Source organism: Butyrivibrio proteoclasticus P6B7 (assembly GCF_000622085.1).
In the GTDB taxonomy this organism is placed as follows: domain Bacteria; phylum Bacillota; class Clostridia; order Lachnospirales; family Lachnospiraceae; genus Butyrivibrio; species Butyrivibrio proteoclasticus_A.
In genome coordinates this window covers 139,201-163,153 of the sequence record NZ_JHWL01000003.1, presented here as the reverse complement: position 1 = coordinate 163,153, position 23,953 = coordinate 139,201, and the positions used below count along the sequence as shown (strand labels likewise).

The following is a 23,953-nucleotide window of genomic DNA, read 5'->3' as shown; positions in this document are numbered from 1 at the left end:
TATCTAATTCATAATTTCTCCCTTATACAAAAGATCAAAGCTTTGGATTACTCATATGGAGTACTCTCTCCTTAATTTCCTGAGTACGTCCCTGATTCCAGAACTGTGTTCCGATATATCCACATGTACGTCTTGCAACGTTCATCTTGTTCTGGTCTCTGTTACCGCAGTTAGGGCATTCCCAAATGAGCTTGCCGTCTGTATCAGTAACGATCTTGATCTCTCCATCATATCCGCAGCACTGACAGTAGTCAGACTTAGTATTAAGCTCTGCGTACATGATATTGTCGTAAATGTACTTCATTACAGAGATAACAGCTTCAATGTTGTTGTTCATATCAGGAACCTCAACATAGCTGATTGCTCCTCCTGGAGAAAGAGCCTGGAACTCAGATTCGAATTTAAGCTTTGTAAATGCATCGATCTGCTCTGTAACGTGTACGTGATAGCTGTTAGTAATATAGTTCTTATCTGTAACCTCAGGAATGATACCAAATCTCTTCTGAAGGCACTTAGCAAACTTGTAGGTTGTTGACTCAAGAGGTGTTCCATAAAGTGAGAAGGAGATATTAGTCTCTGCTCTCCACTTAGCACACTTATCATTAAGGAACTGCATTACCTTAAGCGCAAACTCTTTTCCTTTTGCATCTGTGTGAGATACACCCTTCATGTACTTAGTACACTCGCAAAGTCCTGCATATCCAAGAGAAATTGTTGAGTAGTTACCAAAAAGAAGTGGATCAATAGCTTCACCCTTGGCAAGTCTTGCAAGAGCTCCGTTCTGCCAAAGGATTGGTGCTACATCTGAAGGTGTTCCAAGGAGTCTGTTGTGTCTGCACATAAGTGCTCTCTTACAGAGCTCTGTTCTCTCTTCGAGAATCTCCCAGAACTTCTCCTCATCCTTGTATGAAGAACAAGCTACATCTACAAGGTTAAGAGTTACGACACCCTGGTTGAAACGGCCATAGTACTTGTGGTCACCCTCTTTGAAGTTAAGAGCATGAGCCTTATTGCCCTGGTTGCAAAGTCCCTCTGCGTTATCCTCACTATCTGGTGTAAGGAATGATCTGCATCCCATACATGGATATACATCACCCTTCTTAAGCTCTCTCATCTTCTTAGCTGAGATGTAGTCAGGAACAAGTCTCTTAGCTGTACACTTAGCTGCAAGCTCAGTAAGATACCAGTACTTGGAATCCTCATGGATATTGTCCTCATCAAGAACATAGATGAGCTTAGGGAATGCTGGTGTGATCAGCTGACCCTTCTCATTCTTAACGCCAAGGATTCTCTGCTTAAGCATCTCCTCGATAACCATGGCAAGATCATCTCTTGTCTGGCCATCCTCAACCTCGTCAAGATACATATATACTGTGATAAAAGGAGCCTGTCCATTAGTAGTCATAAGTGTTATGACCTGATACTGGATAACCTGGCATCCTCTCTCAATCTCTTTTCTTACACGCATCTCTGCGATCTCGTTAACCTGCTTCTTGTTGATCTTCATTCCAGCAGTCTCAAACTCAAGAGCAACTTCCTTACGGAACTTCTGTCTGCTGACATCAACAAAAGGAACAAGATGTGAAAGAGTAATACTCTGTCCACCATACTGTGAGCTTGCGATCTGGGCAATTGCCTGAGTTGCAATGTTGCAGGCTGTAGCAAAGCTGTGTGGTGTCTCGATCATTGTCTCAGAAATAACTGTGCCATTCTGAAGCATATCTTCAAGGTTTACAAGACAGCAGTTATGCATATGCTGAGCAAAGTAATCAGAGTCATGGAAGTGGATAAGACCATCTTCGTGAGCCTTAACTACATCCTCTGGTAAAAGAAATCTTCTGGTAATATCCTTAGATACCTCACCAGCCATGTAATCTCTCTGAACGCTGTTAACAGTAGGATTCTTGTTAGAATTCTCCTGCTTAACTTCCTCGTTATTGCACTCAATAAGAGACATAATCTGCTCATCTGTTGTGTTAGACTTTCTAACAAGAGCGTGCTTATAACGATATGTGATATATTTTCTGGCAACATCAAATTTGCCGGCTCTCATGAGGCCATCCTCAACCATATCCTGGATTTCCTCAACGCTTGCTGCACGAGTAAGAGTAGCGCACTGCTTTTCAACACTTGAGGCGATATCACTGATCTGGCCTTTAGTAAGCCTCTTTTCCTCAGTAACTTCGTTGTTAGCCTTCTCTATAGCTGCAGAAATCTTGCTAACGTCAAAAGCGACCTCTTTTCCGCTTCTCTTAATGATTTTCATAAGTAACCCCCTTCACATAAATCACATTTATAGACATATGTAACCACAAGAAAACTATATCTTGTGGTTACAATAAAATAATAATACAATATTTTGTTTAATTCAAGGCTAAAAGTATTAAAACTTTCTAACCTCTTCAAGACGATTATGCAGTCTTTTCAAGTGTTCAAGCGTCTTTTCGTCTTTTATAGATTTTTTAGAAAAATAATATTCCGTATTGTTATCATACAACATATTGTGCACGGTTTCAAAATAAACTTCTTTATCTTGTACCAGAGGAATACTTAATACATCTGCCAAGTGATGAATGGTACCATAATTGCCATCAACTAGCAAGATATCTTCTCCAAAATATTCTCTATATGCAGGCTTAAAATAGTTGAAATGCGTGCAACCAAGCACGATAGCACAATATTCATCTTTATTAAACTGTGAAAACTGCTGTCTTAAATACTCATGAACATCTTCTGAATCGAATTCTTCTCTCTCAGCAAACTCCACCAGCTTTGGCATAGCCAGAAGATCAACCCTGTGCTCACCATCAACCCTGTGTAAAAGATCTTTAAGCTTATCCTCCCTGATTGTGACAGGCGTTGCTATTACCATTATTCTCTTCCTGGAGGTTTCCTCAACAGCAGGTTTAACAGCCGGCTCCATTCCCAGAATCGGGATACTGTATCTTTTTCTAAGCTCCTTAATTGCAACACTTGTGGCTGTATTACAAGCTACAACTATAGCCTCAACATCTTTTTCCACAAGGAAATCCGCTATGTCTGTGGCATAGTCTATGATCTGCTCCGGAGTCTTAGTCCCATAGGGCACATGCTCTGTATCCGCATAGAATATATAGTTTTGCTGGGGAAGCATATGATAGGCCTCGTGTAATAAAGAAAGGCCGCCTATTCCCGAATCAAAAATACCGATTTTCATTTTGTATCCTTAGTCTCAGCCGTGCTATACTTAATTTATGGGTGAGATAAAAATTGATGAACTTCAAAAACTTTATGACAACAAAAAAGTAGGATCTCTTGTTCAAGAGATCTGTGAATACTATGCCACTAAAGAGGATTACGAGGACAACTCCTATCAGGACGAAATCGAACCTCCGGAAGTGGTAGAGTCTGTCTATATCCTGTTCTGCCTCCAATCAAGAGAGCAGATATTGGACGAGTTTGCCCTCATCCAAAAGAAATATCCCAACCTCTATGAATCTGTTAATCCAATCCACAACACAATTCTTATAAATATGGATTACAGACTCCTTGAAAACCAGTGCGCAGAAAAGCTCATGGGCCATGTTACAGACACTTCTCTCGAAGAAATCCTTGCCCATGTGGATTCTTTTACCCGCTCTAGTAATACTCTGTCAGAGGCTGTGGATAAATTCTATAGCTGGCTCCATTCAAGGAGCAGATAATCTTATTCCTTAAGATACTTCATGGATGCATAGACCTGCTGGCCTTCGTATTCTACGAGAGCCCAGGAACCATCCTCTGCTACAGCGATTCTCTTAAGCTGAGTTCCCTCATCTACTTTACCCATAATAGCACTGTCTGTGCCTGGGCCAGAGCGCAGGTTAAGTGATGATGCGCCTGAAACTGTGACAGTATCATTCTTTTCAACAAATCCTGCAGGGATTGCAGTAACTACTGTCTCCTGCTCGTCTGGATCTGGTGCCAGAACCTTATCAACCACCTTCACCTTAACTATAAAAGCGATGCATATCAGGATTATCAAACCTGTAATAATAGAGGCAATTCTTACAAGATGCTCTGGATTAAAGCCGCCTCTTGCTGGCTCCTCATCCTGGTAATAATCATCCTGATAATCACCGTAGTCGTCATCGTCATAATCAGCATCATACTGACCGTTGTACTGGTTATTATACTGATCAGCATACTGATTGTTGTATTGGTTATCATACTGGCCATTATACTGATTGCCATATTGATCATTGTACTGATAGCCATTTTGCCCGTTGTACTGTGCATTCTGGTTCATATACTGACCATTGTATTGCCCATAGCCCTGATTGTAATTGGGACCATATGACTGGTTATTGTTCTGGGTATAATTCTGGGCGTAGTTCTGATTATAATTTGGATTATTATTCTGAACTTGATTCTGTGCTGGTTTCTGGGCAGGTTTAACAGGCTGAGCAGGCTGTGGTCTATTTTCCTGTTCCTTCTGTCTTAGCTCTTTTTGCTGCTCTTTCTGCCTTTCGCGGAAGTATTCTTCTCTTTCCTCAGCATTAAAAAAGTTGTATGGATCCTCGATCTGGATGTCAATATCCGTTGTATCCCCGGGTTCTTTTTTCCTGTAGTCTTCAAATTTAGTAATCTTATCCGCCAACGTTTATCTCCTCAAATTAAAGTGCTGGCTATTAAGCCAGCACCTTATCTATAATCCCTTGTAATTTAGCCTTGTTAAGAGCTCCAACTGCTGTCTCAACAACCTCTCCGTTCTTAAAGAAAGCAAACATTGGAATCGACATAACATTGTACTTCTGAGCTACATCAGGTGACTGATCTACATTGATTTTACCGACTTTTAACTCGCCTTCATACTCTTCAGCGAATTCATCGATTATTGGCGCCATCATCTTGCATGGTCCGCACCAATCAGCTGAGAAATCTACCAAAACTGGTAATTTGCTCTTCAAAACTTCTTCTTCAAAATTCTGACTGCTTAAGTTGTAATCCATTATTTACTCCCCTTTCTGCTTACAATATATTTGTATATTGGGTTGCCAAGTGATGAGAACTTCTCTTCATACTCCGTCATCACATTGCCTTCGTTCATCTTGGCATCGTGGTGAAGATCGTATGTGACTGCATCCAGATCCCAGCCAGCTGGCTCAACCTCTTCGAGGGCGAACTGGAAAAGATCTTTGTTATCAGTCTTAAACTCTACACGGCCGTCAGCTTTAAGGATCTTGTCATACCTTCCAAGGAATTCCCTTGAGGGAAGCCTTCTCTTGGCATGTCTGTCCTTGGGCCATGGGTCCGAGAAGTTAAGGTAAATCCTATCCACTTCAGATGGTGCAAACACATCACAAATGTTCTCAGCATCCATGCGGATAAAGATTACATTGGGAAGGAGTCTTTGTTCCTGCTTTTGTATCGCACGAAGAAGTACACTTGAGTATTTCTCAATTCCTACATAGTTAATGTCCGGATTAAGCTCTGCCAGATCCATTAAAAATCTTCCCTTGCCCATTCCGATCTCAATATGGATTGGCTTGTCGTTGCCAAATACCTCTTTCTTCCAGAGGCCTTTTTTCTTCTCAGGATCCTTCACTGTAAACTTGCTATCAGCAATTACTTCTCTGGATCCGGCGATATTTCTTAAACGCATTTCTCTTCCTACCTAATGATACTTATACTAGAATTTTACAACATTTGTCATGAATTGGAAAGTCGGGAAATTTCTTTGCTATTGTCTAGGCTGCGCAGCTATTGTATTATTGTCATGTCATGAGAATTTCGAATTTCATTAATATAAGAAACTTCATATATAGATGTGGATCTCTTTTTCTCGTTGCATCATTGATTCTTGCTACTCCTATGACCGCCAGCGCGGAAACTGTAGATTATCAGGCACAGGCTCTTTTACAAAAAGAGCTACCTATTCAGTCCAACAAGATCTCCGGATGGCCGGAAGGTCCCGCAATAACTGCTCAGTCCGCCATTCTTATGGAGGCTGATACAGGTACCATCCTCTATGCCAAGAACATACACGAGGAGCATTATCCAGCCAGTACCACCAAGATAATGACATGTCTTTTGGCTGTAGAGAATGCCAGCCTTGATGATACCATTACCTTTTCCCACGATGCGGTTTTCTCTGTCCCAAGTGATGGATCAAGCATCGGAATGGATGTAGGCGAGTCAATTACTCTTGAGCAGGGTCTTTACGGGATCATGGTTGGTAGTGCCAACGAGGTTGCTAACGCTGTGGCAGAGCATGTCAGTGGAAGCATTGATGGCTTTATAGACCTTATGAACACTAGGGCCAAAGAGCTTGGTTGTACCAACACACATTTTGCCAACACCAACGGTCTTCAGGATGACAACCACTACACCAGCGTTTACGACCTGGCCCTTATTTCAAGACAGTTCTTTGAAAATGAGCTACTGTGTAAGATCGGTAATACACCTAGATACCACTTCACACCAACAGCGACTCAGCCAGATGACTTCTACCTTAATAACAAGCACAAGCTTATTACTGGTGAGATCAGCTACGAAGGCATCATTGGAGGCAAGACCGGTTATACAGATCAGGCAAGAGAGACCCTTGTAACCTGCGCAGAAAAGGATGGAATGCGTCTTATCTGCGTTGTATTTATGGAAGAGTCTCCAGCCCAGTTTACAGACACAGTTACTCTTTTTGATTACGGCTTTAACAACTTCCACTCAGTGAATGTCGCTGATAATGAGACCAGATATATGCCTAATGACTCCCTTTTCTTTGAGTCAGAGAACGATGTATTTGGAACTTCAGGCAATATCCTTAGGCTCGATGATGACTCCAAAGTGATCCTTCCTAAGACATCCACCATGGAAGATTCATCCTATGAGATCAGCTACGACTTAACTGACGAGGAAAAGGAAGACTACAAGGGTGCCATCGCCAAAGTAAGCTACTTCTTTAGCGGAGCAGCAATCGGAAATGCCTATGTCTGTTACACAGCCACTTCCAATAGTCAGGCCGATACATCAGGAAGCTCTCAGATAATCTACATCAACGTTAAGCACCTTTTCCTTGGCGCCATTATCCTTGTGATACTGATCACGCTTTCGGGCTTTGTAGCAACCCACGCCCACGCCAACAGGAAATTCGTTAGTAAGAGCGACAGGATCCGATACAACAGGCGTAAAAAAGATTTCAAAAAGAACAAGCTCAAAAAAGGCAAACGATAAAGAAAAAAGGCAAAGCCCTTATCCTGGGTTTTGCCTTTTCTTAACTTTCCTCTGTTTAGCCTTCATCTCCTCCATATCCTCCGGGGATATGAATCTGCAGGTCTTTACTACATACAACCTTCCGTTTTCAGCCTTCTTGATCCTGACCTTAGCCTTCATAAAGCCATGCTTTTCACAATAGGCCACTGCGTAGTAATGCTTACCATTTGGTGTAAACCACTTAACCTTTCTCCTTAGGTTCTTGTGGCAGTGATAACACCTGGTGCTCATTATCTCAATATTTTCAAGAATATCTTCCTTAGTATCAAACTCCCTTGAGATGTACTTCTCATAGGTATCAAATAAAATGCGGATCTCCTGCTTCTTGGTCTTAGGGGTCACGTAGGTATCAAAGGATACCTTCTGCATGATCCTTTCATTAAAGCCTCTGAAGACCTCAGCAGTATATATGGCATCTGATAACGCTCTGTGGAAAGGAATATCCATCTTTATACCAAGCTCATCTACAGCCGATGCCAGCGCTTTTCTGGACTTACCATCGTCGTAGGCTATGCTGAAAAGCTTCTGAACATCATAAAAGGCAATTGGCCTGTCTGATAAAAGAGGCATTCCAAAGAAATCCAAATTCCTCTGAAACTCTGTAAGATCTAGAGGTCCCCAGCTACAAAACTTAGGATCCTCACCGCACCACTCAAGGAAATCCCTGGCCACCTCCTGAAATGTATCTCCATTTTCAAGATCATCCATACTAAGGTGAATAAGCTTACCTGTAATATAGTGCATATGCTGATGAATCTGAGGCTTGATCAGTCTGGAAAACTCACCGACCTTCTGCCTTTTTTCATTTAGTTTGACAGCACCAATCTCTACAATCTCAAAGGTTAAAGTCTTACCGTTTCGCTCTGCCGGCGCATCACCCTGATTCCACTCAAGGTCAAAAACTATATAATCACCCATAAAATGTGTCTTTCTCCTATTAGAAGAATCTGTACATCCTTGTAAAGCGTCTTTCTTACTAAAACTATAAGGTGCAGAAAAAATTTTTGCAATAGGTATTGACATTTTAGATTGTGCACAATATAATTACGTTAAATCAAATGACATTAGCACTCGTAAATATAAATGAAACGGAGGTACATACAATGGGATTTTATGATTACACAGTAACTGATACAAATGGCAACGAAGTTTCTATGGCAGACTTCAAGGGCAAGGTTGTTCTCGTAGTTAATACAGCAACAGGATGTGGCTTCACTCCTCACTATAAGGACATCGAGGATATGTATGAGAAGTTCCACGATCAGGGCTTTGAAGTAGTTGATATTCCTTGCAACCAGTTTGCAGGCCAGACACCTGGTTCTGACGAAGAGATCCACGAATTCTGTCAACTTCACTATAACACCAAGTTCCCTCAGATGAAGAAGTCTGACGTTAACGGCGAGAACGCTCTTCCACTCTTTACTTATCTCAAGGAGCAGAAGAGATTCGAAGGCTTTGGTAAAGGCCCTGCTGCCCTTGCCATGAACGTAATGCTCAAAAAGATCGACAAGGATTACAAGAATAACCCAGACATCAAGTGGAACTTCACTAAATTTATCGTAGACAGAGACGGCAACGTTGTAGCACGTTTTGAGCCAACTCAGAAGATGGAAGACGTGGCTGACTGCGTAAGCAAGCTTATTTAAGTTTTCTCCATAATATTTTCATTCATATCATATCAAAATGGCTTCCCGGAGCATTATTCGGGAAGCCATTTTATTTGTAATTATGTCAAAAGAACTATCTCTTTTACCATTAGAATCTAAGAGCGTTAGTCCAATACTTCTGGCTATAGATATCTGTGAAGCAGTAGGTTTCAAGAACTTCTCCATCACCTACACTTACATTGCTGATAACCATCTCGGACATAGCCTTATTAACTGTCACCTGTTCTCCAAGATAATAGCTATCCTGATATTCCATATCGTAGGTGTAGTAATCGCAGATATAATCAATTGTGTCACCCTCTTGAAGCTCTGTCAGGTTCTTGGCAATTGTCTCTGTCTCGCCTTCCTTGTAATCATAGCATGCGCCAGCTACGTAGCCGTCTTCATTCTCTGAATCAAATACAAGGATAAGCTCAGCTCTTTCACCATTGATGTAACAAGGAACTCTTCCAGTTATTGCATAACTGTCATTGTCGCCCTGAACATCCACTACATAATAAGCAACCACCTGTCCGTCTATAGCTAGCCAGGTCTTATCTGTCTGAGCCTTTAGATTTCCTTCATCGTCAAACTCAAATACATTATCCATACCAAGATCTACATATCCTTCTCCGTCATCATAGAACATGTTAAGAGAAAGGTTCTGAACCTTGGACCACTGATCTTCTGAAAGAATGATCACTGCATCGTTTGCAGCGTTTGATGTCCAAACAAGAGCTGATGGATCAAAGTTATTGCTAGCAATATAATTTGCAGCCTGATCAACATCAAGTCCCTTACCAAGGAACTGTGTATTGGACGCATCAAGTCCAGAGATACTGCTAAAGTCACTGGATAAGAATGTTCCAAGAAGCTGTGTGATCATGTCTGCTGATGAGGCAGTTGACTGTGGTGATCCTCCAAGAAGTGAAGGAATAGGACTACTCTGTCCACCACCTGCTACCTGACCTGCGACCTCCAGGGAAGCAAAGTTCTGAATACACTTAGCATACTCCTCATCCATTCCAATATCTTCATAGGTGTCCACCATTGAATCAACTTTACTTGCCTTCTTGTATGGGAAGTAAATAGAAAGACCATAAGCATTAGTCATGTTCTGACTTGTTCTGTTATACTTGATGGCTCCCTTAAGAGCATCAGCAAGCTGCAATGACTCTTCGGTTCCCATTCTTGTAGCAAAGTCGATAAGATCTACCTGATCAATCTTAGCTCCGGCAAACTCTCTTGTACTGCTGCGGGCATTTGATACTGTAGCAAACTCATTGCCCTTTATCATCTCAGAGGTATCCTTTGAGAACTCTGCAAGCTCCTCTGGAACAGTCTCTGAAAGCTCTGCCAGGTCAATAAGAGAAAGTGTTGTCTTCTGACCAGGACAGGACTGCGCACAGGCCTCTGTAAAGGAATCTATGATGTTCTTACCAATCTGGATTGTCTCCATTGAAGTGTTCTGACCAAGAGCTGTAAGCCAGTCTGTGTAATACCAGCCAACACCTGGTTCTGTCTCTTCTGAAGCCACCAGATAATCACTATACTTAGATACTACAAGGGCATTCTCAACTGTTGCCATAAGGCAGGTATCAAAGCCTACAAAGTCAAATTCTACTCCGCCGTCCTTAAGAGCCTGATTAATTCCACCAAGGGACATAGCTCCTGCATTTGTAAACTTCTCATCATAGCCATATCCGCCTGTTGATCCTCCGCCGTGATCCCAGAAGATAAGGTCATATCTGTCAGCTGGGAAATTGTCTTTAGTCCAGCTGATAAATCCAGAAAGTGTTGATGGCTTAGTCATGGCTACACTTCCAAGGTCCTTCTGAAGAGCAATAAGCTGACCATTCTTAACCTGATAGATCTGGTTAGTCTGACTAGAAATCACGTTGTTCTGCCACTGCTTAGCACCACCGGTATATACGATAAGATTGATCTTATCTCCAAGCTTGGCATTAAGCATTTCCTGAAGATCTCTTGAAGCCATTCCGCTTCTGGACTCAAGGTCTGCTCCGCACATGTATACCATGATAGTAATGACATCTTCACCATTACCCTTTATGACAGTTCTTTTTGCTCTTGCCTTGTCAGATACGGTCTCATCAAACTTACCGATATTAGATTCGCCGCTCCAAGCTGCAGAAGTTGCACTTCCGCCTGAATAGTAGCTGCTTCCACCAAGGAGCTGGCCAAGCATAGAAAGACCTGACCCTGTGCTGCTACCAGAGTTAACTCCTGTACTTGTGGTCTGTGTTCCAACGTTCTGCGTAGGCACCGTTGTTGTGCCTGTGCCGCCACCTCCAAGAAGAGATGTAAGTCCTCCGCTACCTCCAAGAATCAGTACGAGAAGTACAAGGATCATGAACAGTGGGCTCTTTCCACCTGAGGAACGCTGTCCGCCTCCGTTTCCACCTCCGCCAGAGGAATAGCCTGAGCCGCCTCCTACTGGACCAGTGCCAAGACCTTCTCCTCTTTTGTGAACACCGGATCCGCCTTCTGTGACATTTTTCTTTCTTCCAACCGGCCTATTGTCCATAACTACCTCCAGTTTTACTTAATAATATAAGTTGTTATAGAGCTGCCCTTCATCACTGCGGTAAAAGAGCCAGCGCTCTCATCAAATACTATTCCATCACTGTCTGTAACATCTGCCCAGTTCTCACCATCTTCCATGGCTCCACTGGTCCTGATAGCTGTGATACTCTTTCCACTTACATCAAGATCAGAAAGATCAAATTCCCACTTAAGATCGTCGCTGTTAGTGTTGATAGCAACAATAACGATTGAACCATCCTCAGGATTATAAGCTGCTACCGAAGTATCGCTTGATTCAATTATGCAATAGCCTGGTCTGATATATCTTGAGAACTGGCCGTAGGCATAATATTTCTTGGTTAAAAGAAGTTCCTCTGTATCATGGTCAGCAATGGCAATTCCCCAGAAAGGTTCGCCGCTACTAACTATCTCATCGGCCTGCTGCCTTGTGCAGGTATCAAATCTATTATTGGAATCCACATGGACATCTACCGCATCCCACATGATCCATGCTGCTGGCTTAAGTCCGTTAAGGTCCTGAATGATTGCATCTGCAAAGCCAAGTGCCGCCTGCATTCCAGTTTCTTTTTTTCCAATTGAAAAGGTTCCGTCAACTTCACTCATCCACAGGTTCATGCCGTTTTCTTCAGCAAGTTGCCTTAGCATTTGACGTTCTGTTCCCTGATAGGTATGGGTGTCTATTCTTGTAACTACGCCCTTTGCTTCATCTGTAAGGCTCTTGTAACCCATGATCGCAGCTGAAAGGCTGGTCTCATCAGAAGCCGAGATGATCATGTCGATTCCCTTGTTCTGAAGCTCTTTGTTAAGCTCCACAAGGATCCTTGACTGTGACTCTCCCTGGGAGAAATGACATCCCTCCTGCTTCTCACTCCTTGCCTGCCAGTAGCTGGTTGCTGGCTCGTTCATTGGGTCAACACTCTGGAAGGTTACCACATTTTCTTTTGCCCAATGCTCGATTACATCTGCCATATACCAGGCAAAGGCTGTGTAGGAATCTTCACGTAAGTTATCCACAGAAGGGTCCTCTCCTCCTGATGAGCATCCACTAACTGTCATAAAGTATGGTGGAGAATTGGAAAAAGCCTCAGGAATGAATTCATCTCCTGCCTGCTCCATAGCCTTTGTAAGAACATTCATCTGGTTAACATCTGCATCCCAGTTATAGTTCCACGCAAAGCCGCATTCAAAGTTAGCTCTTTCAAAATTCTCTTCATAGTATTCCTTGGTATTAGTACTAAGATCGATCTTGGTAACGTCGGTGCAATAGCCTGGAACAACTGAGTCGGAACGTCTTATGTGTGACTCGTGGAGAAAAGGATTGTTCTCTCTGTCCTTGTCTGTGACAGTTCCCTCTGCCACGTTATCTCCGCCGCCCACGTTGTATCTTCCGATGTTCATTCCAAGGCCTGTATCCTTGTTAAAAAAGGCCTCTGCAGCTGCAGTAGTTAACTTATCGCTGTAGCCAACTCTGTTGGCCCACCAGCAAAGGCTTGTTCCCCAGCCCTCGAATTCGCCGTACCCATCGCCATTGGTGTCGTTTACCTTTTGAACATCCTCAAGGGATATTTTTATTGTTCTGGAAATCTCCATATTTGCTGCCTCGTTATCTATAGTCTCGCTTGTGGTCCCTGCATCTGCGGAATTAGATGATCCACTATTGTCAGGAGAACCCTGTGATCCACACCCCGCAATTGATGTCATTAACATAACCCCGGCAAGAGCTTTAGATAATAGACTTACATTTCTCTTTTTCATGTAAAAAAGCCTATCCTCCTTGGTCTTACTCCATCTAATTTTATCATATTGTCAGTATAATCAAATATTTAATAGAATTTTTTATTTTGTTTATAATAGTCCCAATAAGTTTATACATTGACAGATTTTTTATTGATAGAATGTAAGTGGATGCTGTACGTAATTACGTTTACTTAGAGGCAATATATGGATACCTTGAATTTAGTAGATGTTTTCGATAATATATTGTGCTTACTGCCACTTGGCGTCTTCTGGAAAGATAAGGAGAGGCGTTTTTTGGGTGCCAATCAGATGTTCCTGGATTACTATGGCCTTAGCTCTGTTGATGATATCATTGGTAAAACTGATGAAGACATGGGATGGCACATTGATCCTGAACCCTATAGAAGCGTAGAGCTTAAGGTTATTAATAACGGCGAGTCCGTGATGGATGTTCCCGGTCAGTGTATCGTAAAGGGCAAGGTCCGAGATATCACTGCTTCTAAAAAGCCTCTTTATTCTAACGGCGAGATTGTCGGTCTTGTTGGTTACTTTGTGGATGTGACAGAACAGCTTGCAGATCATAACAGACTTAATACCCTTTCCCTTACAGATGAACTTACCGGAGTCCTTAACAGGCGTGCCTTTAGTGACATCGTAGTTAAGTATGAGGAGCAATTTCACAAGGATGGTTCTGACTTTGCACTGTTCATGATCGATCTGGATGACTTTAAATCCATCAACGACAGCTATGGTCACGAGTTTGGTAACATCGTCCTTCAGTCAATCTGTAAGACTCTTACTGTGACTGCCGCTGACAACAGCGTATTATTTAGATATGGCGGCGATGAATTTGTAATTCTTCATCAGATAAAAGATATGTCTGATGTAGAGAAAACATCTAAGAGAATCATGGCAGCCATCGATTCTCCAAGAAATATAGAAGGAAGTAATATCTCAATACATGCTTCAATTGGATATGCACTATTCTCCGAGACCACATATCTGTCCTCCCTTATTGAAACGGCAGATATGCGAATGTATGAAATGAAAAAGAGACATAAAGCAAACAAACACCTGCCTTAAATGAACATAGGCAGGTGTTATATTTTTGTTTGATATTACGTTTAGTCGTTCCAGTTAAGTTTCACTCTAAGATAATGAGTTAGCTCTTTTGTAGCATTCTCATGGGACTTAAGTCCTGGATGCATGTGGGCTCCATAGGTTTCCATTGTGGTGTTTGGAAGCTGGAAGAAGGATACATTCTGATCTCCACTCTTACTTCTGTAGTTGTTAATTCCCTCTGTTATAGCCAGGTTAAGGTCTGATCCAAGCATTCCGTAGGCCCATACGATGTGGGCCTTTGGGCTGTGCTTTCTAAGCATGGTAAGGAAGTTCTCAACAGCTCCAACTATCTTAAGCTCATCCTCTCTGTTATATGAACCGTCTTCGTTAAGCCTCATCTTATAGGTCTTATCTTCCTCTGGAATATAGAGAGGTGGCTGGTTAAAAGAGGTAGCGTCATTAGTTCCAAGGTTGACGACAATAGCATCTGGCTGCCAGCTGTCAAAATCATATGGCTCCAGTGTTCCAAGCTCTGTAGCCACAGGATCTCCAAAGGCAAGACCGCAGACCTTCTCATAAACTGATGGGATGTTATGTCTTACATCGTTGTCCCATCCGCAGTAAACTCCCCATCCTCCCTGAGAGAAAATGTGGTAGTCAGCCTTTAGCTCTTTTGCCGTCATGGTTGCATAGTTGACGGAAGCACTCATGTACATTGCAAGCCAGTCCACATCAGTAACTGCGCCGTAGCTGCCTTCACCGGATGTTATGCTGTCTCCGATAAATTCAAGCTTTCTTGTATACTTTGGCACCTCACAGAATTCGCCGTCCAGTCTAAAGCCCTTAACAAGAACCTTACATCTGTTGGCTTCGCTCATGGCCTGAAGCTCTCTGTAGAATCTAACTCTCTTTGGAGTTGATGGTTCCATATTTCTAAAAAGACATATGCTGTGCTCACCAGGTAGCATCATCTGTCTGGACATGAATGCGCCATTTAGTTCATAGGCAATCCATGGCTCATGAAAATCTGAATCTGTCTCAATGTCGATCCAAAGATCTGACCCAGTAACTACGATTTCCACTCCACTTCCGTTAAAAAGAAGTGGCAGTGGCTGTCTTACTTTTCCAAGTCTTCCGAAGATGTTGATCTCCTTTGAAGGAATGTCTTTGATTTCTACTACTCTTAAGTTTTCCATTTTTATAATCCTTTTGCCTGATAATCTGATGGGGATTTGCCCGCCAGTTTTTTAAATGTATTTGAAAAGTAAGCTATGTCCTGATAGCCCACTTTATCAGCAACTTCGTAGACCTTAACGTTTACATCCTTAAGAAAGTCCATGGCCTTCCTGATACGATATCTGGTCACATAGTTGTTGATGCTGATATCGCACTCGGACTTAAAGAGTCTGCTGATATGTCCCTCGCTCACTGCAAGGGCCTCGGAAAGCCCACCAACACTAAAGTCTTTGCTTGCGTAGTTGTTCTCTATGTATTCTATAGCATTCTGAACGTATTTGTTAGTGATTTCTTCTTTTTTCTTAAGAGGAATCAGTTCGTTTTCAAGTTCATTCTCTTCAATTGATCCGTTGGGGTGAAGATGTAAAAGCTTTTGTATCGCCCCCTCAAGTTCGCCGTCCTGGAAGGGTTTTAAAAGATAATCCGACACTCCGATTCGAATCGCCTGTCTTGCGTACTCGAATTCGTTATAGGCTGTAAGGAAGATCACCTTAATGTTGGGATATTTATCTATGAGCTTTTCTGCCAGCTCTATGCCATCCATCTTGGGCATCTTGATATCAGAGATAACAAGATCAGGATGAACCTCCTCCGCCACCTTAAGAGCCTCTTCGCCGTTAGATGCTTCTCCAACAACCTCGCACCCTATCAGGGACCAGTCGGTCTCTCCCTTTATTCCCATTCTTACGTATTTTTCATCATCAACAATTAGAACTTTAATCATTTTTCACTCCCTGAGTCGGTTCTAACCGGCTCCTTTTCTGAGTATGGCAGCGTCACGATCATGACAGTTCCGCCTTCGCTTGGCCTGAACGCCATAACTCCATAATCCTTACCATAGTATAGCCTTATGATCGTATTTACATTGTTAAGACCAAGGTGTCCCTTAAGTGTCTCCACATCGTCGTTGTTAAGGGCCTGCATCATCTCATCGCTAATGCCCTTTCCATCATCCTGAATTGAGATCTTAAGAACATCCTGTCCCAGCAGCGTATTCTTAACAGCTGCCACGTAGATATGTCCATTTTCTGTTTCGTCCATTCCATGGATAATGGCGTTTTCTACAATGGGCTGCAATATCAGCTTAGGAATCACAGCTTCTTTTATTTCCTCAGGAACATCTATAGTAAGATCAAACTTATCTTCGAATCTGATCTTCTGAATCTCGCAATAATTCTCGATTAGCTCCAGCTCTTTTGACAGCCTACAGAACTGGTGCTCAGAGATACTGGTCCTAAGGATTCCAGCAAGGGATGCCGACATGGTGGCAACCTCCGGCACGTTGTTGGCCTTAGCCACCCACTTGATGGTATCTAAAGTGTTGTATAGGAAATGTGGATTGAGCTGAGCCTGCATCATCTGAATTCTGGTCTCGTTGATGGTGCGCTCTGCCTGAACTCGCTCATCCATGGTCTGCTTAAGCTGGGATGTCATCTTGTTAAAGCCAACAGCCAGCTGCTCGAATTCGTCGTCTCTGTTAAGCTCTATCTTGGTGTCAAAGTCACCCTTTCTAAATCGCTTCATTCCAAGAGCCAGCGTGTTTATGGGCTTTGAAAAATATACGCTAAGTCTGGATGCCACAATAAGACATATCACAACACTGAATATGATCTCGATGAAAAGAATCTGGTAACTGACTGTGGCTGCAGCTTCGCCCAGGGCTGGCGGTGTGATATAGATTCCAATAAGGCCTGTTGATCCGATTTCATCCATATAGACATTGTTGCTGATGTTGGCGTTGTAGGGTTGTCCGTTAAAGAGGTTGTCTCTTATTACATCCAGCTCATTACCATCCTCCGCAGTGCCAATGAGGCAGAAAGGCCTCAGGTACTTGTCTGTCAGCATGAATCCATCCTTGGCATTTATGTTTGTACGAAGTCTTTTTTCCAGTTCGCTCTTCTCAAATCTGATGATAACAAAGCCCGGTGTTTCGCCGCCCACGATCTGCTTTACCATCAAAAGAGCTGCTCCTGTCTCCGAAGATGTGGTTGGATCCAGAGAGTACACTATCTGAGAGCTGTTGGCACTTGCCTCCCTAAGTACTGAGTAGTTAAGAGGTAGCTCTTTTGACACAGACTTAGTATTGGTGCTGTACTTGCACTCGCTACCCTGGTAGATATCTACCGTAGCAAAGTCCCTGATCTCTCGAAGGGCCTTGTACAGCTCGGTGTAGATGGCAAGCGAATTATTCTTGGACGTAGTAAGGGCTTCTATTATTGTCTGGTTCCCCGACAGAGATAAAAGAGCTGTCTCTGCGATCTCCAGGTCGCTTTCCAGGTTCTGATCTATGGTCTGATTCTGCTCAATGTCTTTTTTCTCATAGTCGTACTTAAGACGAGCCTGGAATCCCTGGATGGTGGTGATACCGGTTATGGCCAGTAATATAAGTGTGACTGTAAGGAAGATTGCAAAGATCTGTCTTTTGAAGGACTGTCTGATAATGTTCATATCCTAGTCCTCCTTATTGGTCAGATCATTCCACAGGGAAAAGATCTGGGGCTCTTCTACGGCAGATTTCTTATAATCAAACTTGATAAGCTTAGCTATCTCATAATTGTTCGAAAGTGTGATGTCCGTCCTTACGGGTCTTCTATAGAAGTTCTCCATTGCGTAGTCCTGGGTATCGTAACCCACCACGAAGTCTATAAACTTACCCGCGTTGTATGAGTGGGGCGCATTCTTTACCATGGCGATTCCATCAGGTACTGCGCTGGTTCCATCTGACGGGTAGATCATTGATATGTCGTAGCCCATGGCAATGTACTTCTTAGCGGTCTCTTCAAGAGTTATTCCCACAAGATATGTGCCGTCTGATACTTCAGGAATTACAGAGCCTGAGGATGACAGGACATTTCCATCAAGCTGCTGGTAGAACCTTGGAAGCAGGGTGTCGTAGGATTCGCTAAATACCTGCTCCATGGTTGATATGATGGTATAGCTGGTTCCAGAATTATTGATGTCTGCAAAGGCAATCTTGCCCTTTAGATCAGGGTCAAAAAGATCGCTCCAGCTCCTAGGCGCCTTGGCTGGTGACAAAAGCTTTTTATTATAGATGAATACGATTGGAAGTTCTGTGAATGCAGTCCAGGTGCCTTCCTTGGAAACATAGGTGGTATCCAGGTTCTTGATCTCGCTACATACGTATGGCAAAAAGAGATCACTCTGGGCTTCATAGCTCTCAATACCACCACCAAACATGATGTCACACTTAGCCTCTTCTGAGGCCTCCCTTGCTTTCTGCATCATCTCGGCAGTTCCGCCAGCGTGGATCTCTACAAGGATTCCTGTTCTATTCTCGAATTCTCTTATTATGGGAAGATATACTTCCTCTTTATGGGATGTATAGACGATAAGCTGATTATCGGATGGTACGCTGTACTTCTCCGATATATAGTTAATTGATTCCTGTCTGGGACTTCCCTGACAGGCTGTAAGCAATAGCATAAGTGCCATTACCACAAAAGAGGTAACCCTTTTTTTCATCCCCAAAACCCTCACAAAACTTCTGCATTTTACTACATACTATCAAGTTTACTATCCTCTTGCCCCTTTTGTAAAATGATGTTAATATACTATTTGTCATGTTTCCGTAGCTCAGCAGGATAGAGCGTTCGCCTCCTAAGCGAAAGGTCGTGCGTTCGAATCGCATCGGGAACATTCGTAAAGGCTACAAGCCATGCAAAAAATGATACATAAAGCTCGTCGGGAGTTTACTCACGAAAGAACTTTATGTATCATTTTTTTATAGGGCGCCAGCCCGCGACGAAGGAAGCTCTGCTTCCTAGTTCGCGCATGGCTACAATGAATGGTCTCATGGGACGGGGTTAGTGTATCAGTCTTTAAATAATCTATTTGGGGGTAATAATCTATGCAATTCAAATTCTGTGCTGAATGCGGACATAAGCTTGATGACATCAAATGTGGAGATGATGATTGTAAGATATGTCCTTCTTGTAAAAGAATCTATGGAAGAAATCCAATTCCCGTTGTTGAAGTTTTAGTTGTAAATGAATTTAATGAGATACTTCTTTTGAAACAGAACTATATATCTAACGATAAGTGGACCGTTGTGTCAGGATATATGGTTGAGGGCGAGACAATTGAAGAAGCTGTCGCTAGAGAGGTAAAAGAAGAAACTGGACAGATAGTTACAAAGTGTCAGTACGTTTCCAGTTATTACTTTGAGCCAAAGCAGCTGATCATGATAGGATTCATCGCCTATGTGAATAAGGCTGAGTTCGCTGATTGCATCGAGGTGGATGACCATAAGTGGTACAAGATAGATGAAGTGGACGATGTAATTGCCAGAGTAAATAACTGCTCCGGAATGCACTTTGATAAGTGTAGGGAGTATTTGAAATAAGAACCTGAATGCAAGGAGTATTAACTAATGACTAAACCCAAGATGATACTTTTCGATTATGGTCAGACGCTTGTAGCAGAAGAACGGTTTGATGGCATCAAAGGAACTGCGGCAGTTATTAGCCATGCGGTAGAGAATAAATATAATCTCACTGCTGCAGAAGTTCAAAAAGAAGCTGAGGCTATCAACAAAGAACTTAAGCGCTTCGATCCGATTATGAGAGCTAAGAATACAGTTGAGATTCCAAACCACATGTTTACTAAATATCTATATGAATCTCAAGGTATTAAGCTTGATCTTTCTGCCGAAGAAATTGACCGTATCTTTTGGGACGCAGCTTCTCCAGGAAAACCATCCGATGGAATTCAAGAGTTCCTTGATTATCTTTGGGAAAATGATATAAGAACTGCGGTGCTTAGTAATATCACCTATGCTGGATCTGTTGTAGAAGAAAGAATCAACAGGTTGTTCCCAGATAATGTGTTATTCAGCTGTAATGTAAGTGTAGCAAAGAACAATGCCTAGTTACATATCAGGTTGAGAGAAAGATTATTCTCATTTTACAATAGGTATAGTTCTATTATAACGATTCTCTCTATTTGCTTACACTGTGGCTACTGCTATCATCATAATTGTAAAAGCGCTGATACGAAAGACACTACAAACATTACACAAGACAATTAGATGAGGACAACAACATGAATAGAGACATTTTTATTAGAAATCTTACAAAAGAAAAAATAGAGATGAGCCCAAAGGGCAGAAATGCAAATGAGCTTTCGCCTGAGGAATTTGAGAAGTGCTATGAAAGCTTTTTTGATATGATCTTCGAGATTGCAGCTACAGATGTATCTGAAGTTGATGGCTATGGCGAGTTTGATGAGAATAACAAGGCTCCATACAAAACTGTAGAAGCATTCATTCGCGCAGATATGGTGGATGAGCCAGAGGATGGCTACTGGAAGAACTGGAAGCAGATGTTTGGAACAACTTTCCTTAAGGAAGATTACTACAACGAGATCGCTAATAAGGCTTTTAAGTATGTTCCATTCTGCGAAGGCCAGAGATTCCTTGCAAACAACAATACCTTCTTTTGCAATATGATCGTAGGCGATGATGGAAAGACCTACTGTGCAGATTGGGGAAGAGCCGGAATCATGGATTTCATGATGGATTTTGCAATCCTTGATCTCAACAAGCCATATCTTTTAGTTCCAGAAAAGCTCTATGAGTATGCAAAGAAAAAGAATATAAAGATCGAGAATTTCAAAGAGCGTTTCCTGTGCATGGCTTACTATAAGGGAATCGTTACCCTTAGATGGCACGCATCAATTGATGATCTTGAGTCCTGCGAGTCAATCGTTAAATCTCTTAATGCCTTAGAAGGACGCATGGCAAAACTATAAGAAAAGCGTGGAATTTATTAGATGAAATATGAAAACGCCAAGAATATACTACCTGAAAAACTATTAAAAGAAGTTCAAAAGTATGCAGAAGGAAAAGTGATATATATCCCAAAGCAGGAATCTGCCAAGGGATGGGGTGAAGCATCCGGCTATCGTGACAGACTAAATAAGCGAAACGCCATGATTTGCAATCGCTACTCTGCCGGTCACTCAATCATGGAAATAGCTGAAGAGTTCTACCTTTCACCAGAAACCATCAAGAAGCTTGTTTACGGTAAGAAAGTGAATCTTCCGATGTTCTCCCCCACCATCACTTCTGCGGAACAATATGCGTCACAGGGGCTTGGAGAAGAATGGGTACGAACCTACTTAAGTTCTATGGATGAAGAGGTTCCTGATTACTCTGAATACTTCATGTCTGAGCTTGTCAGGATTCCACTAAGGCTCATCAAGAAAGAGAGCGATAAACCAGTGAATTTCGTTGCTGAAGAGCCCATAACGACTAACGCCGAGGATTATTCTGATCTTCCGTTGATAGTAATTTACGAAAACCACACATTTTCCACACCCTATCAGAATGAATGCTTACAATTCCTTAAACAGGAAAAAAGAAATTCTCATTATGCCTTTGTATTTGCAAGAAATGAAGAGTATGGATTTTTCTGGAATAACTTCGGAAAGAACTTCCAGCGATAAGCCTGTTGACAGATAATTCATCGTACTGTATAGTGACTTCAATACAATTTCAAGGAAGTAAAAATATGAATTTATTACTTACAAACAGCTTAAGACGCAGAGAAAGAAGACATAAGTTCTTGTAACTATCGTATTTATCCGCATGGTTACAGGAACGTATGTCTTGTTTCCTTGCGGTGCTGTTGATAAGTATTATATACAGAACCGTAATTGATTTAGCAGATTGCTTAAAATCCATTGCGGTTCTTTTTTTTATCCAAAAATAAAAATGTAAATGAAAGGATGCAAAAATGAAAGAAGAAATTAGTAAAGCTGTTGTAGAAGCATTGGGGTTATCGGAGGCGGAAGCCAGCGTCATTATCGAAACTCCACCGGATAGTAAGATGGGTGATCTGGCAATCCCCTGTTTTGGATTCGCCAAGGCCCTACATAAGAATCCGGCACTTATAGCTACTGAGTTAAAAGAGCTATTGGATCAGAAAAAGTCTTCTCTTGGCGTAGATGAAGTCATCTGCGTAGGTGGATACTGTAACCTTTTTGTTAATCGAGCTCATTATGTTAAGACCGCTCTAACGCAAATAAATACTGACAATCTTGGCGTTCAGAAGATTGGCACTGGCAAGACTATTTGCATGGACTACTCCTCTCCCAACATCGCCAAGAACTTCCACGTAGGGCACCTTCGCACCACAGTAATCGGGAATTCACTCTATAAGATTCATGACAAACTTGGCTATAACGTTGTTCGTATCAATCACTTGGGGGATTGGGGAACTCAGTTCGGAAAGCTGATCGTGGCATACAAGAACTGGAGTAGCAAGGAAGCTGTTGAGAAGAACGGAATTCAGGAGCTACTTGATATCTATGTTAAATTCAACAAAGAAAAAGATGACCATCCAGAGCTCATGGACGAGGCCCGCGCTTGGTTTGTAAAGATGGAGCAAGGCGACGAAGAGGCCCTTTCCATCTGGGAGTGGTTTAAGGATATCAGCATGGTAGAGTTCGAGCGGGTCTACAAGATGCTTGGTATCTCTTTTGACTCCTACACTGGCGAGAGCTTCTACCGCGAGAAGGTACCTGATCTTGCAGAGCTGTTAAAAGAGAAAAACCTCCTGGTAGAAAGTCAGGGTGCCAACGTTATCGACCTTTCCGAATATGGCATGCCACCATGCATGATCACTAAGACCGACGGCAGTTCTATCTACCATTCCCGTGATATAGCCGCCATCCTTTATCGTAAGGAAAAGTATCACTTCGACAAATGCCTGTATGTGACTGGCCTCGAGCAGTCCCTTCATTTCAAGCAGGTGTTTAAAGCTATTGAGCTCATGGGCTACGACTACTATACAGGACTAGTGCATGTTCCCTACGGTCTTGTAAGTCTCGATGGTGAGAAGCTTTCAACTCGAACCGGAAATATCATATACGCTGAGGATATTCTTAATGAAGCAGTGAAACGGGCTCTGGAACTTATTGAGGAGAAGAATCCTTCCCTTGAGAACAAGGAAGATGTCGCAGCAAAGGTTGGAATCGGCGCAGTTATCTTCCATGATCTATTCAACCAGCGAATTAAGAACATCAACTTCTCCTGGAAGGAAGTCCTTAGCTTTGATGGCACTACAGGTCCTTATGTTCAGTACACTTACGCTCGTGCTAAGAGTGTTCTTCGCAAGTACGGAAAAGAGCTGGATAATTCAGCGATAGACTATAATGCACTTACAGATGATAGCTCTTTTACCCTGGCCAAAACCATAGGCGGATATGAAAAGGCTGTATACTCAGCTGCAGAAAGCTATGAGCCATCTATAATTGCGCGTTATTTGATAAACCTGTGCACCGACTTCAATAAGTTCTATCAGGAATGTCCAATATTAAAGGAAGAAAATGACGCCGTAAAAGAAGCAAGGCTCCAGCTGGTCAATGTAACCTCTCAGATAATTTCAGACGCATGCAGTCTTCTCGGAATGGAATGTCCTGAAGAGATGTGATTTCATTTCTTGCCATATGCAAAA

General features: G+C 42.3%; 21 protein-coding genes and 1 tRNA gene. 10 read left to right on the top strand and 12 right to left on the bottom strand.

Annotation, left to right across the window (positions count from 1 at the left end):
• Positions 1–34: 34 nt before the first annotated feature.
• Positions 35–2,266, bottom strand: a complete 2,232-nt coding sequence (nrdD, locus tag T541_RS0103945) for an anaerobic ribonucleoside-triphosphate reductase (protein WP_026651455.1) — start codon at positions 2,264–2,266, stop codon at positions 35–37.
• Between the two features lie 117 nt (positions 2,267–2,383).
• The gene (murI, locus tag T541_RS0103940) at positions 2,384–3,196 is read right to left on the bottom strand and encodes a glutamate racemase (protein ID WP_026651454.1); all 813 of its coding nucleotides are present in this window, start codon (positions 3,194–3,196) and stop codon (positions 2,384–2,386) included.
• 37 nt (positions 3,197–3,233) lie between these two features.
• Between murI and T541_RS0103935 the strand changes: the two genes are divergently transcribed.
• Positions 3,234–3,683 (top strand): hypothetical protein, encoded by a 450-nt coding sequence (locus T541_RS0103935; RefSeq protein ID WP_026651453.1) that lies wholly within the window; start codon positions 3,234–3,236, stop codon positions 3,681–3,683.
• 2 nt (positions 3,684–3,685) lie between these two features.
• Here T541_RS0103935 and T541_RS0103930 read toward each other — a convergent pair whose 3' ends face one another.
• Genes T541_RS0103930 through trmB form a run of 3 tightly spaced genes read right to left on the bottom strand, consistent with a single transcriptional unit; the run spans position 3,686 to position 5,623 of the window.
• Positions 3,686–4,618 (bottom strand): SH3 domain-containing protein, encoded by a 933-nt coding sequence (locus tag T541_RS0103930; RefSeq protein ID WP_026651452.1) that lies wholly within the window; start codon positions 4,616–4,618, stop codon positions 3,686–3,688.
• A 31-nt stretch (positions 4,619–4,649) separates the two neighbouring features.
• Entirely contained in the window at positions 4,650–4,970 is a 321-nt protein-coding gene (gene trxA / locus T541_RS0103925) for a thioredoxin (protein WP_026651451.1), read from the bottom strand.
• Positions 4,970–5,623, bottom strand: coding sequence for a tRNA (guanosine(46)-N7)-methyltransferase TrmB (trmB, locus tag T541_RS0103920; RefSeq protein WP_026651450.1), 654 nt, complete (start codon positions 5,621–5,623; stop codon positions 4,970–4,972). Before trmB ends, trxA begins: the two co-directional genes overlap by 1 nt.
• A 191-nt stretch (positions 5,624–5,814) precedes the next feature.
• Between trmB and T541_RS0103915 the strand changes: the two genes are divergently transcribed.
• Complete coding sequence (locus T541_RS0103915; RefSeq protein ID WP_242840746.1) at positions 5,815–7,191, top strand: D-alanyl-D-alanine carboxypeptidase family protein; 1,377 nt, start codon at positions 5,815–5,817, stop codon at positions 7,189–7,191.
• Positions 7,192–7,209: 18 nt separating this feature from the next.
• On the opposite strand, the gene T541_RS0103910 is transcribed toward T541_RS0103915, so the two are convergent.
• Complete coding sequence (locus T541_RS0103910) at positions 7,210–8,148, bottom strand: 3'-5' exonuclease (protein ID WP_026651447.1); 939 nt, start codon at positions 8,146–8,148, stop codon at positions 7,210–7,212.
• Positions 8,149–8,333: 185 nt separating this feature from the next.
• Between T541_RS0103910 and T541_RS0103905 the strand changes: the two genes are divergently transcribed.
• Positions 8,334–8,876, top strand: a complete 543-nt coding sequence (locus T541_RS0103905; protein WP_026651446.1) for a glutathione peroxidase — start codon at positions 8,334–8,336, stop codon at positions 8,874–8,876.
• 109 nt (positions 8,877–8,985) lie between these two features.
• Here the strand turns inward: T541_RS0103905 and T541_RS0103900 are convergent, their stop codons facing one another.
• On the bottom strand, positions 8,986–11,421 hold the full coding sequence (locus tag T541_RS0103900; protein WP_026651445.1) for a clostripain-related cysteine peptidase: 2,436 nt from the start codon (positions 11,419–11,421) through the stop codon (positions 8,986–8,988).
• A 14-nt stretch (positions 11,422–11,435) separates the two neighbouring features.
• Entirely contained in the window at positions 11,436–13,196 is a 1,761-nt protein-coding gene (locus T541_RS0103895) for a glycoside hydrolase (protein WP_026651444.1), read from the bottom strand.
• Between the two features lie 186 nt (positions 13,197–13,382).
• On the opposite strand from T541_RS0103895, the gene T541_RS0103890 reads away from it, so the two are divergent.
• Complete coding sequence (locus T541_RS0103890; RefSeq protein WP_026651443.1) at positions 13,383–14,261, top strand: sensor domain-containing diguanylate cyclase; 879 nt, start codon at positions 13,383–13,385, stop codon at positions 14,259–14,261.
• 41 nt (positions 14,262–14,302) lie between these two features.
• On the opposite strand, the gene T541_RS0103885 is transcribed toward T541_RS0103890, so the two are convergent.
• The 4 genes from T541_RS0103885 to T541_RS0103870 are packed head-to-tail and all read right to left on the bottom strand — an operon-like array spanning position 14,303 to position 18,959.
• The gene (locus T541_RS0103885) at positions 14,303–15,436 is read right to left on the bottom strand and encodes an SGNH/GDSL hydrolase family protein (RefSeq protein WP_051538080.1); all 1,134 of its coding nucleotides are present in this window, start codon (positions 15,434–15,436) and stop codon (positions 14,303–14,305) included.
• Between the two features lie 2 nt (positions 15,437–15,438).
• Complete coding sequence (locus tag T541_RS0103880) at positions 15,439–16,200, bottom strand: response regulator transcription factor (RefSeq protein ID WP_026651441.1); 762 nt, start codon at positions 16,198–16,200, stop codon at positions 15,439–15,441.
• Complete coding sequence (locus T541_RS18760; RefSeq protein ID WP_051538079.1) at positions 16,197–17,924, bottom strand: sensor histidine kinase; 1,728 nt, start codon at positions 17,922–17,924, stop codon at positions 16,197–16,199. The genes T541_RS0103880 and T541_RS18760 overlap by 4 nt, the downstream gene beginning before the upstream one ends.
• A gap of 3 nt (positions 17,925–17,927) precedes the next feature.
• Positions 17,928–18,959: an extracellular solute-binding protein gene (locus tag T541_RS0103870; protein WP_034465949.1), complete on the bottom strand. Its 1,032-nt coding sequence runs from the start codon at positions 18,957–18,959 to the stop codon at positions 17,928–17,930.
• 100 nt (positions 18,960–19,059) lie between these two features.
• On the opposite strand from T541_RS0103870, the gene T541_RS0103865 reads away from it, so the two are divergent.
• The 6 genes from T541_RS0103865 (at position 19,060) to argS (ending at position 23,929) form a co-directional block, all read left to right on the top strand.
• A tRNA-Arg gene (locus T541_RS0103865) sits at positions 19,060–19,133 on the top strand.
• A 211-nt stretch (positions 19,134–19,344) separates the two neighbouring features.
• Positions 19,345–19,839 carry an NAD(+) diphosphatase gene (locus tag T541_RS0103860; RefSeq protein WP_026651439.1) on the top strand — a complete coding sequence of 165 codons (495 nt, stop codon included), beginning with the start codon at positions 19,345–19,347 and terminating at the stop codon, positions 19,837–19,839.
• 27 nt (positions 19,840–19,866) lie between these two features.
• Positions 19,867–20,364, top strand: coding sequence for a hypothetical protein (locus T541_RS0103855; protein ID WP_026651438.1), 498 nt, complete (start codon positions 19,867–19,869; stop codon positions 20,362–20,364).
• Between the two features lie 173 nt (positions 20,365–20,537).
• Positions 20,538–21,245, top strand: coding sequence for a hypothetical protein (locus tag T541_RS0103850; RefSeq protein ID WP_026651437.1), 708 nt, complete (start codon positions 20,538–20,540; stop codon positions 21,243–21,245).
• Between the two features lie 21 nt (positions 21,246–21,266).
• The gene (locus tag T541_RS22040; protein WP_197025127.1) at positions 21,267–21,941 is read left to right on the top strand and encodes a CD3324 family protein; all 675 of its coding nucleotides are present in this window, start codon (positions 21,267–21,269) and stop codon (positions 21,939–21,941) included.
• Between the two features lie 290 nt (positions 21,942–22,231).
• Entirely contained in the window at positions 22,232–23,929 is a 1,698-nt protein-coding gene (gene argS, locus T541_RS0103840) for an arginine--tRNA ligase (protein ID WP_026651436.1), read from the top strand.
• The last annotated feature ends 24 nt before the right edge of the window (positions 23,930–23,953 follow it).

What these genes read in the sequence shown, in the direction of transcription:
- T541_RS0103900 (WP_026651445.1), bottom strand. Translation starts at nt 11,421, where the DNA reads ATGGACAATAGGCCGGTTGGAAGAAAGAAAAATGTCACAGAAGGCGGA.
- murI (WP_026651454.1), bottom strand. Translation starts at nt 3,196, where the DNA reads ATGAAAATCGGTATTTTTGATTCGGGAATAGGCGGCCTTTCTTTATTA.
- T541_RS0103885 (WP_051538080.1), bottom strand. Translation starts at nt 15,436, where the DNA reads ATGGAAAACTTAAGAGTAGTAGAAATCAAAGACATTCCTTCAAAGGAG.
- T541_RS0103870 (WP_034465949.1), bottom strand. Translation starts at nt 18,959, where the DNA reads ATGAAAAAAAGGGTTACCTCTTTTGTGGTAATGGCACTTATGCTATTG.
- T541_RS0103855 (WP_026651438.1), top strand. Translation starts at nt 19,867, where the DNA reads ATGACTAAACCCAAGATGATACTTTTCGATTATGGTCAGACGCTTGTA.
- T541_RS0103910 (WP_026651447.1), bottom strand. Translation starts at nt 8,148, where the DNA reads ATGGGTGATTATATAGTTTTTGACCTTGAGTGGAATCAGGGTGATGCG.
- T541_RS0103880 (WP_026651441.1), bottom strand. Translation starts at nt 16,200, where the DNA reads ATGATTAAAGTTCTAATTGTTGATGATGAAAAATACGTAAGAATGGGA.
- T541_RS0103905 (WP_026651446.1), top strand. Translation starts at nt 8,334, where the DNA reads ATGGGATTTTATGATTACACAGTAACTGATACAAATGGCAACGAAGTT.
- nrdD (WP_026651455.1), bottom strand. Translation starts at nt 2,266, where the DNA reads ATGAAAATCATTAAGAGAAGCGGAAAAGAGGTCGCTTTTGACGTTAGC.
- T541_RS0103850 (WP_026651437.1), top strand. Translation starts at nt 20,538, where the DNA reads ATGAATAGAGACATTTTTATTAGAAATCTTACAAAAGAAAAAATAGAG.
- T541_RS0103935 (WP_026651453.1), top strand. Translation starts at nt 3,234, where the DNA reads ATGGGTGAGATAAAAATTGATGAACTTCAAAAACTTTATGACAACAAA.
- argS (WP_026651436.1), top strand. Translation starts at nt 22,232, where the DNA reads ATGAAAGAAGAAATTAGTAAAGCTGTTGTAGAAGCATTGGGGTTATCG.
- T541_RS18760 (WP_051538079.1), bottom strand. Translation starts at nt 17,924, where the DNA reads ATGAACATTATCAGACAGTCCTTCAAAAGACAGATCTTTGCAATCTTC.
- T541_RS22040 (WP_197025127.1), top strand. Translation starts at nt 21,267, where the DNA reads ATGAAATATGAAAACGCCAAGAATATACTACCTGAAAAACTATTAAAA.
- trxA (WP_026651451.1), bottom strand. Translation starts at nt 4,970, where the DNA reads ATGGATTACAACTTAAGCAGTCAGAATTTTGAAGAAGAAGTTTTGAAG.
- trmB (WP_026651450.1), bottom strand. Translation starts at nt 5,623, where the DNA reads ATGCGTTTAAGAAATATCGCCGGATCCAGAGAAGTAATTGCTGATAGC.
- T541_RS0103860 (WP_026651439.1), top strand. Translation starts at nt 19,345, where the DNA reads ATGCAATTCAAATTCTGTGCTGAATGCGGACATAAGCTTGATGACATC.
- T541_RS0103890 (WP_026651443.1), top strand. Translation starts at nt 13,383, where the DNA reads ATGGATACCTTGAATTTAGTAGATGTTTTCGATAATATATTGTGCTTA.
- T541_RS0103895 (WP_026651444.1), bottom strand. Translation starts at nt 13,196, where the DNA reads ATGAAAAAGAGAAATGTAAGTCTATTATCTAAAGCTCTTGCCGGGGTT.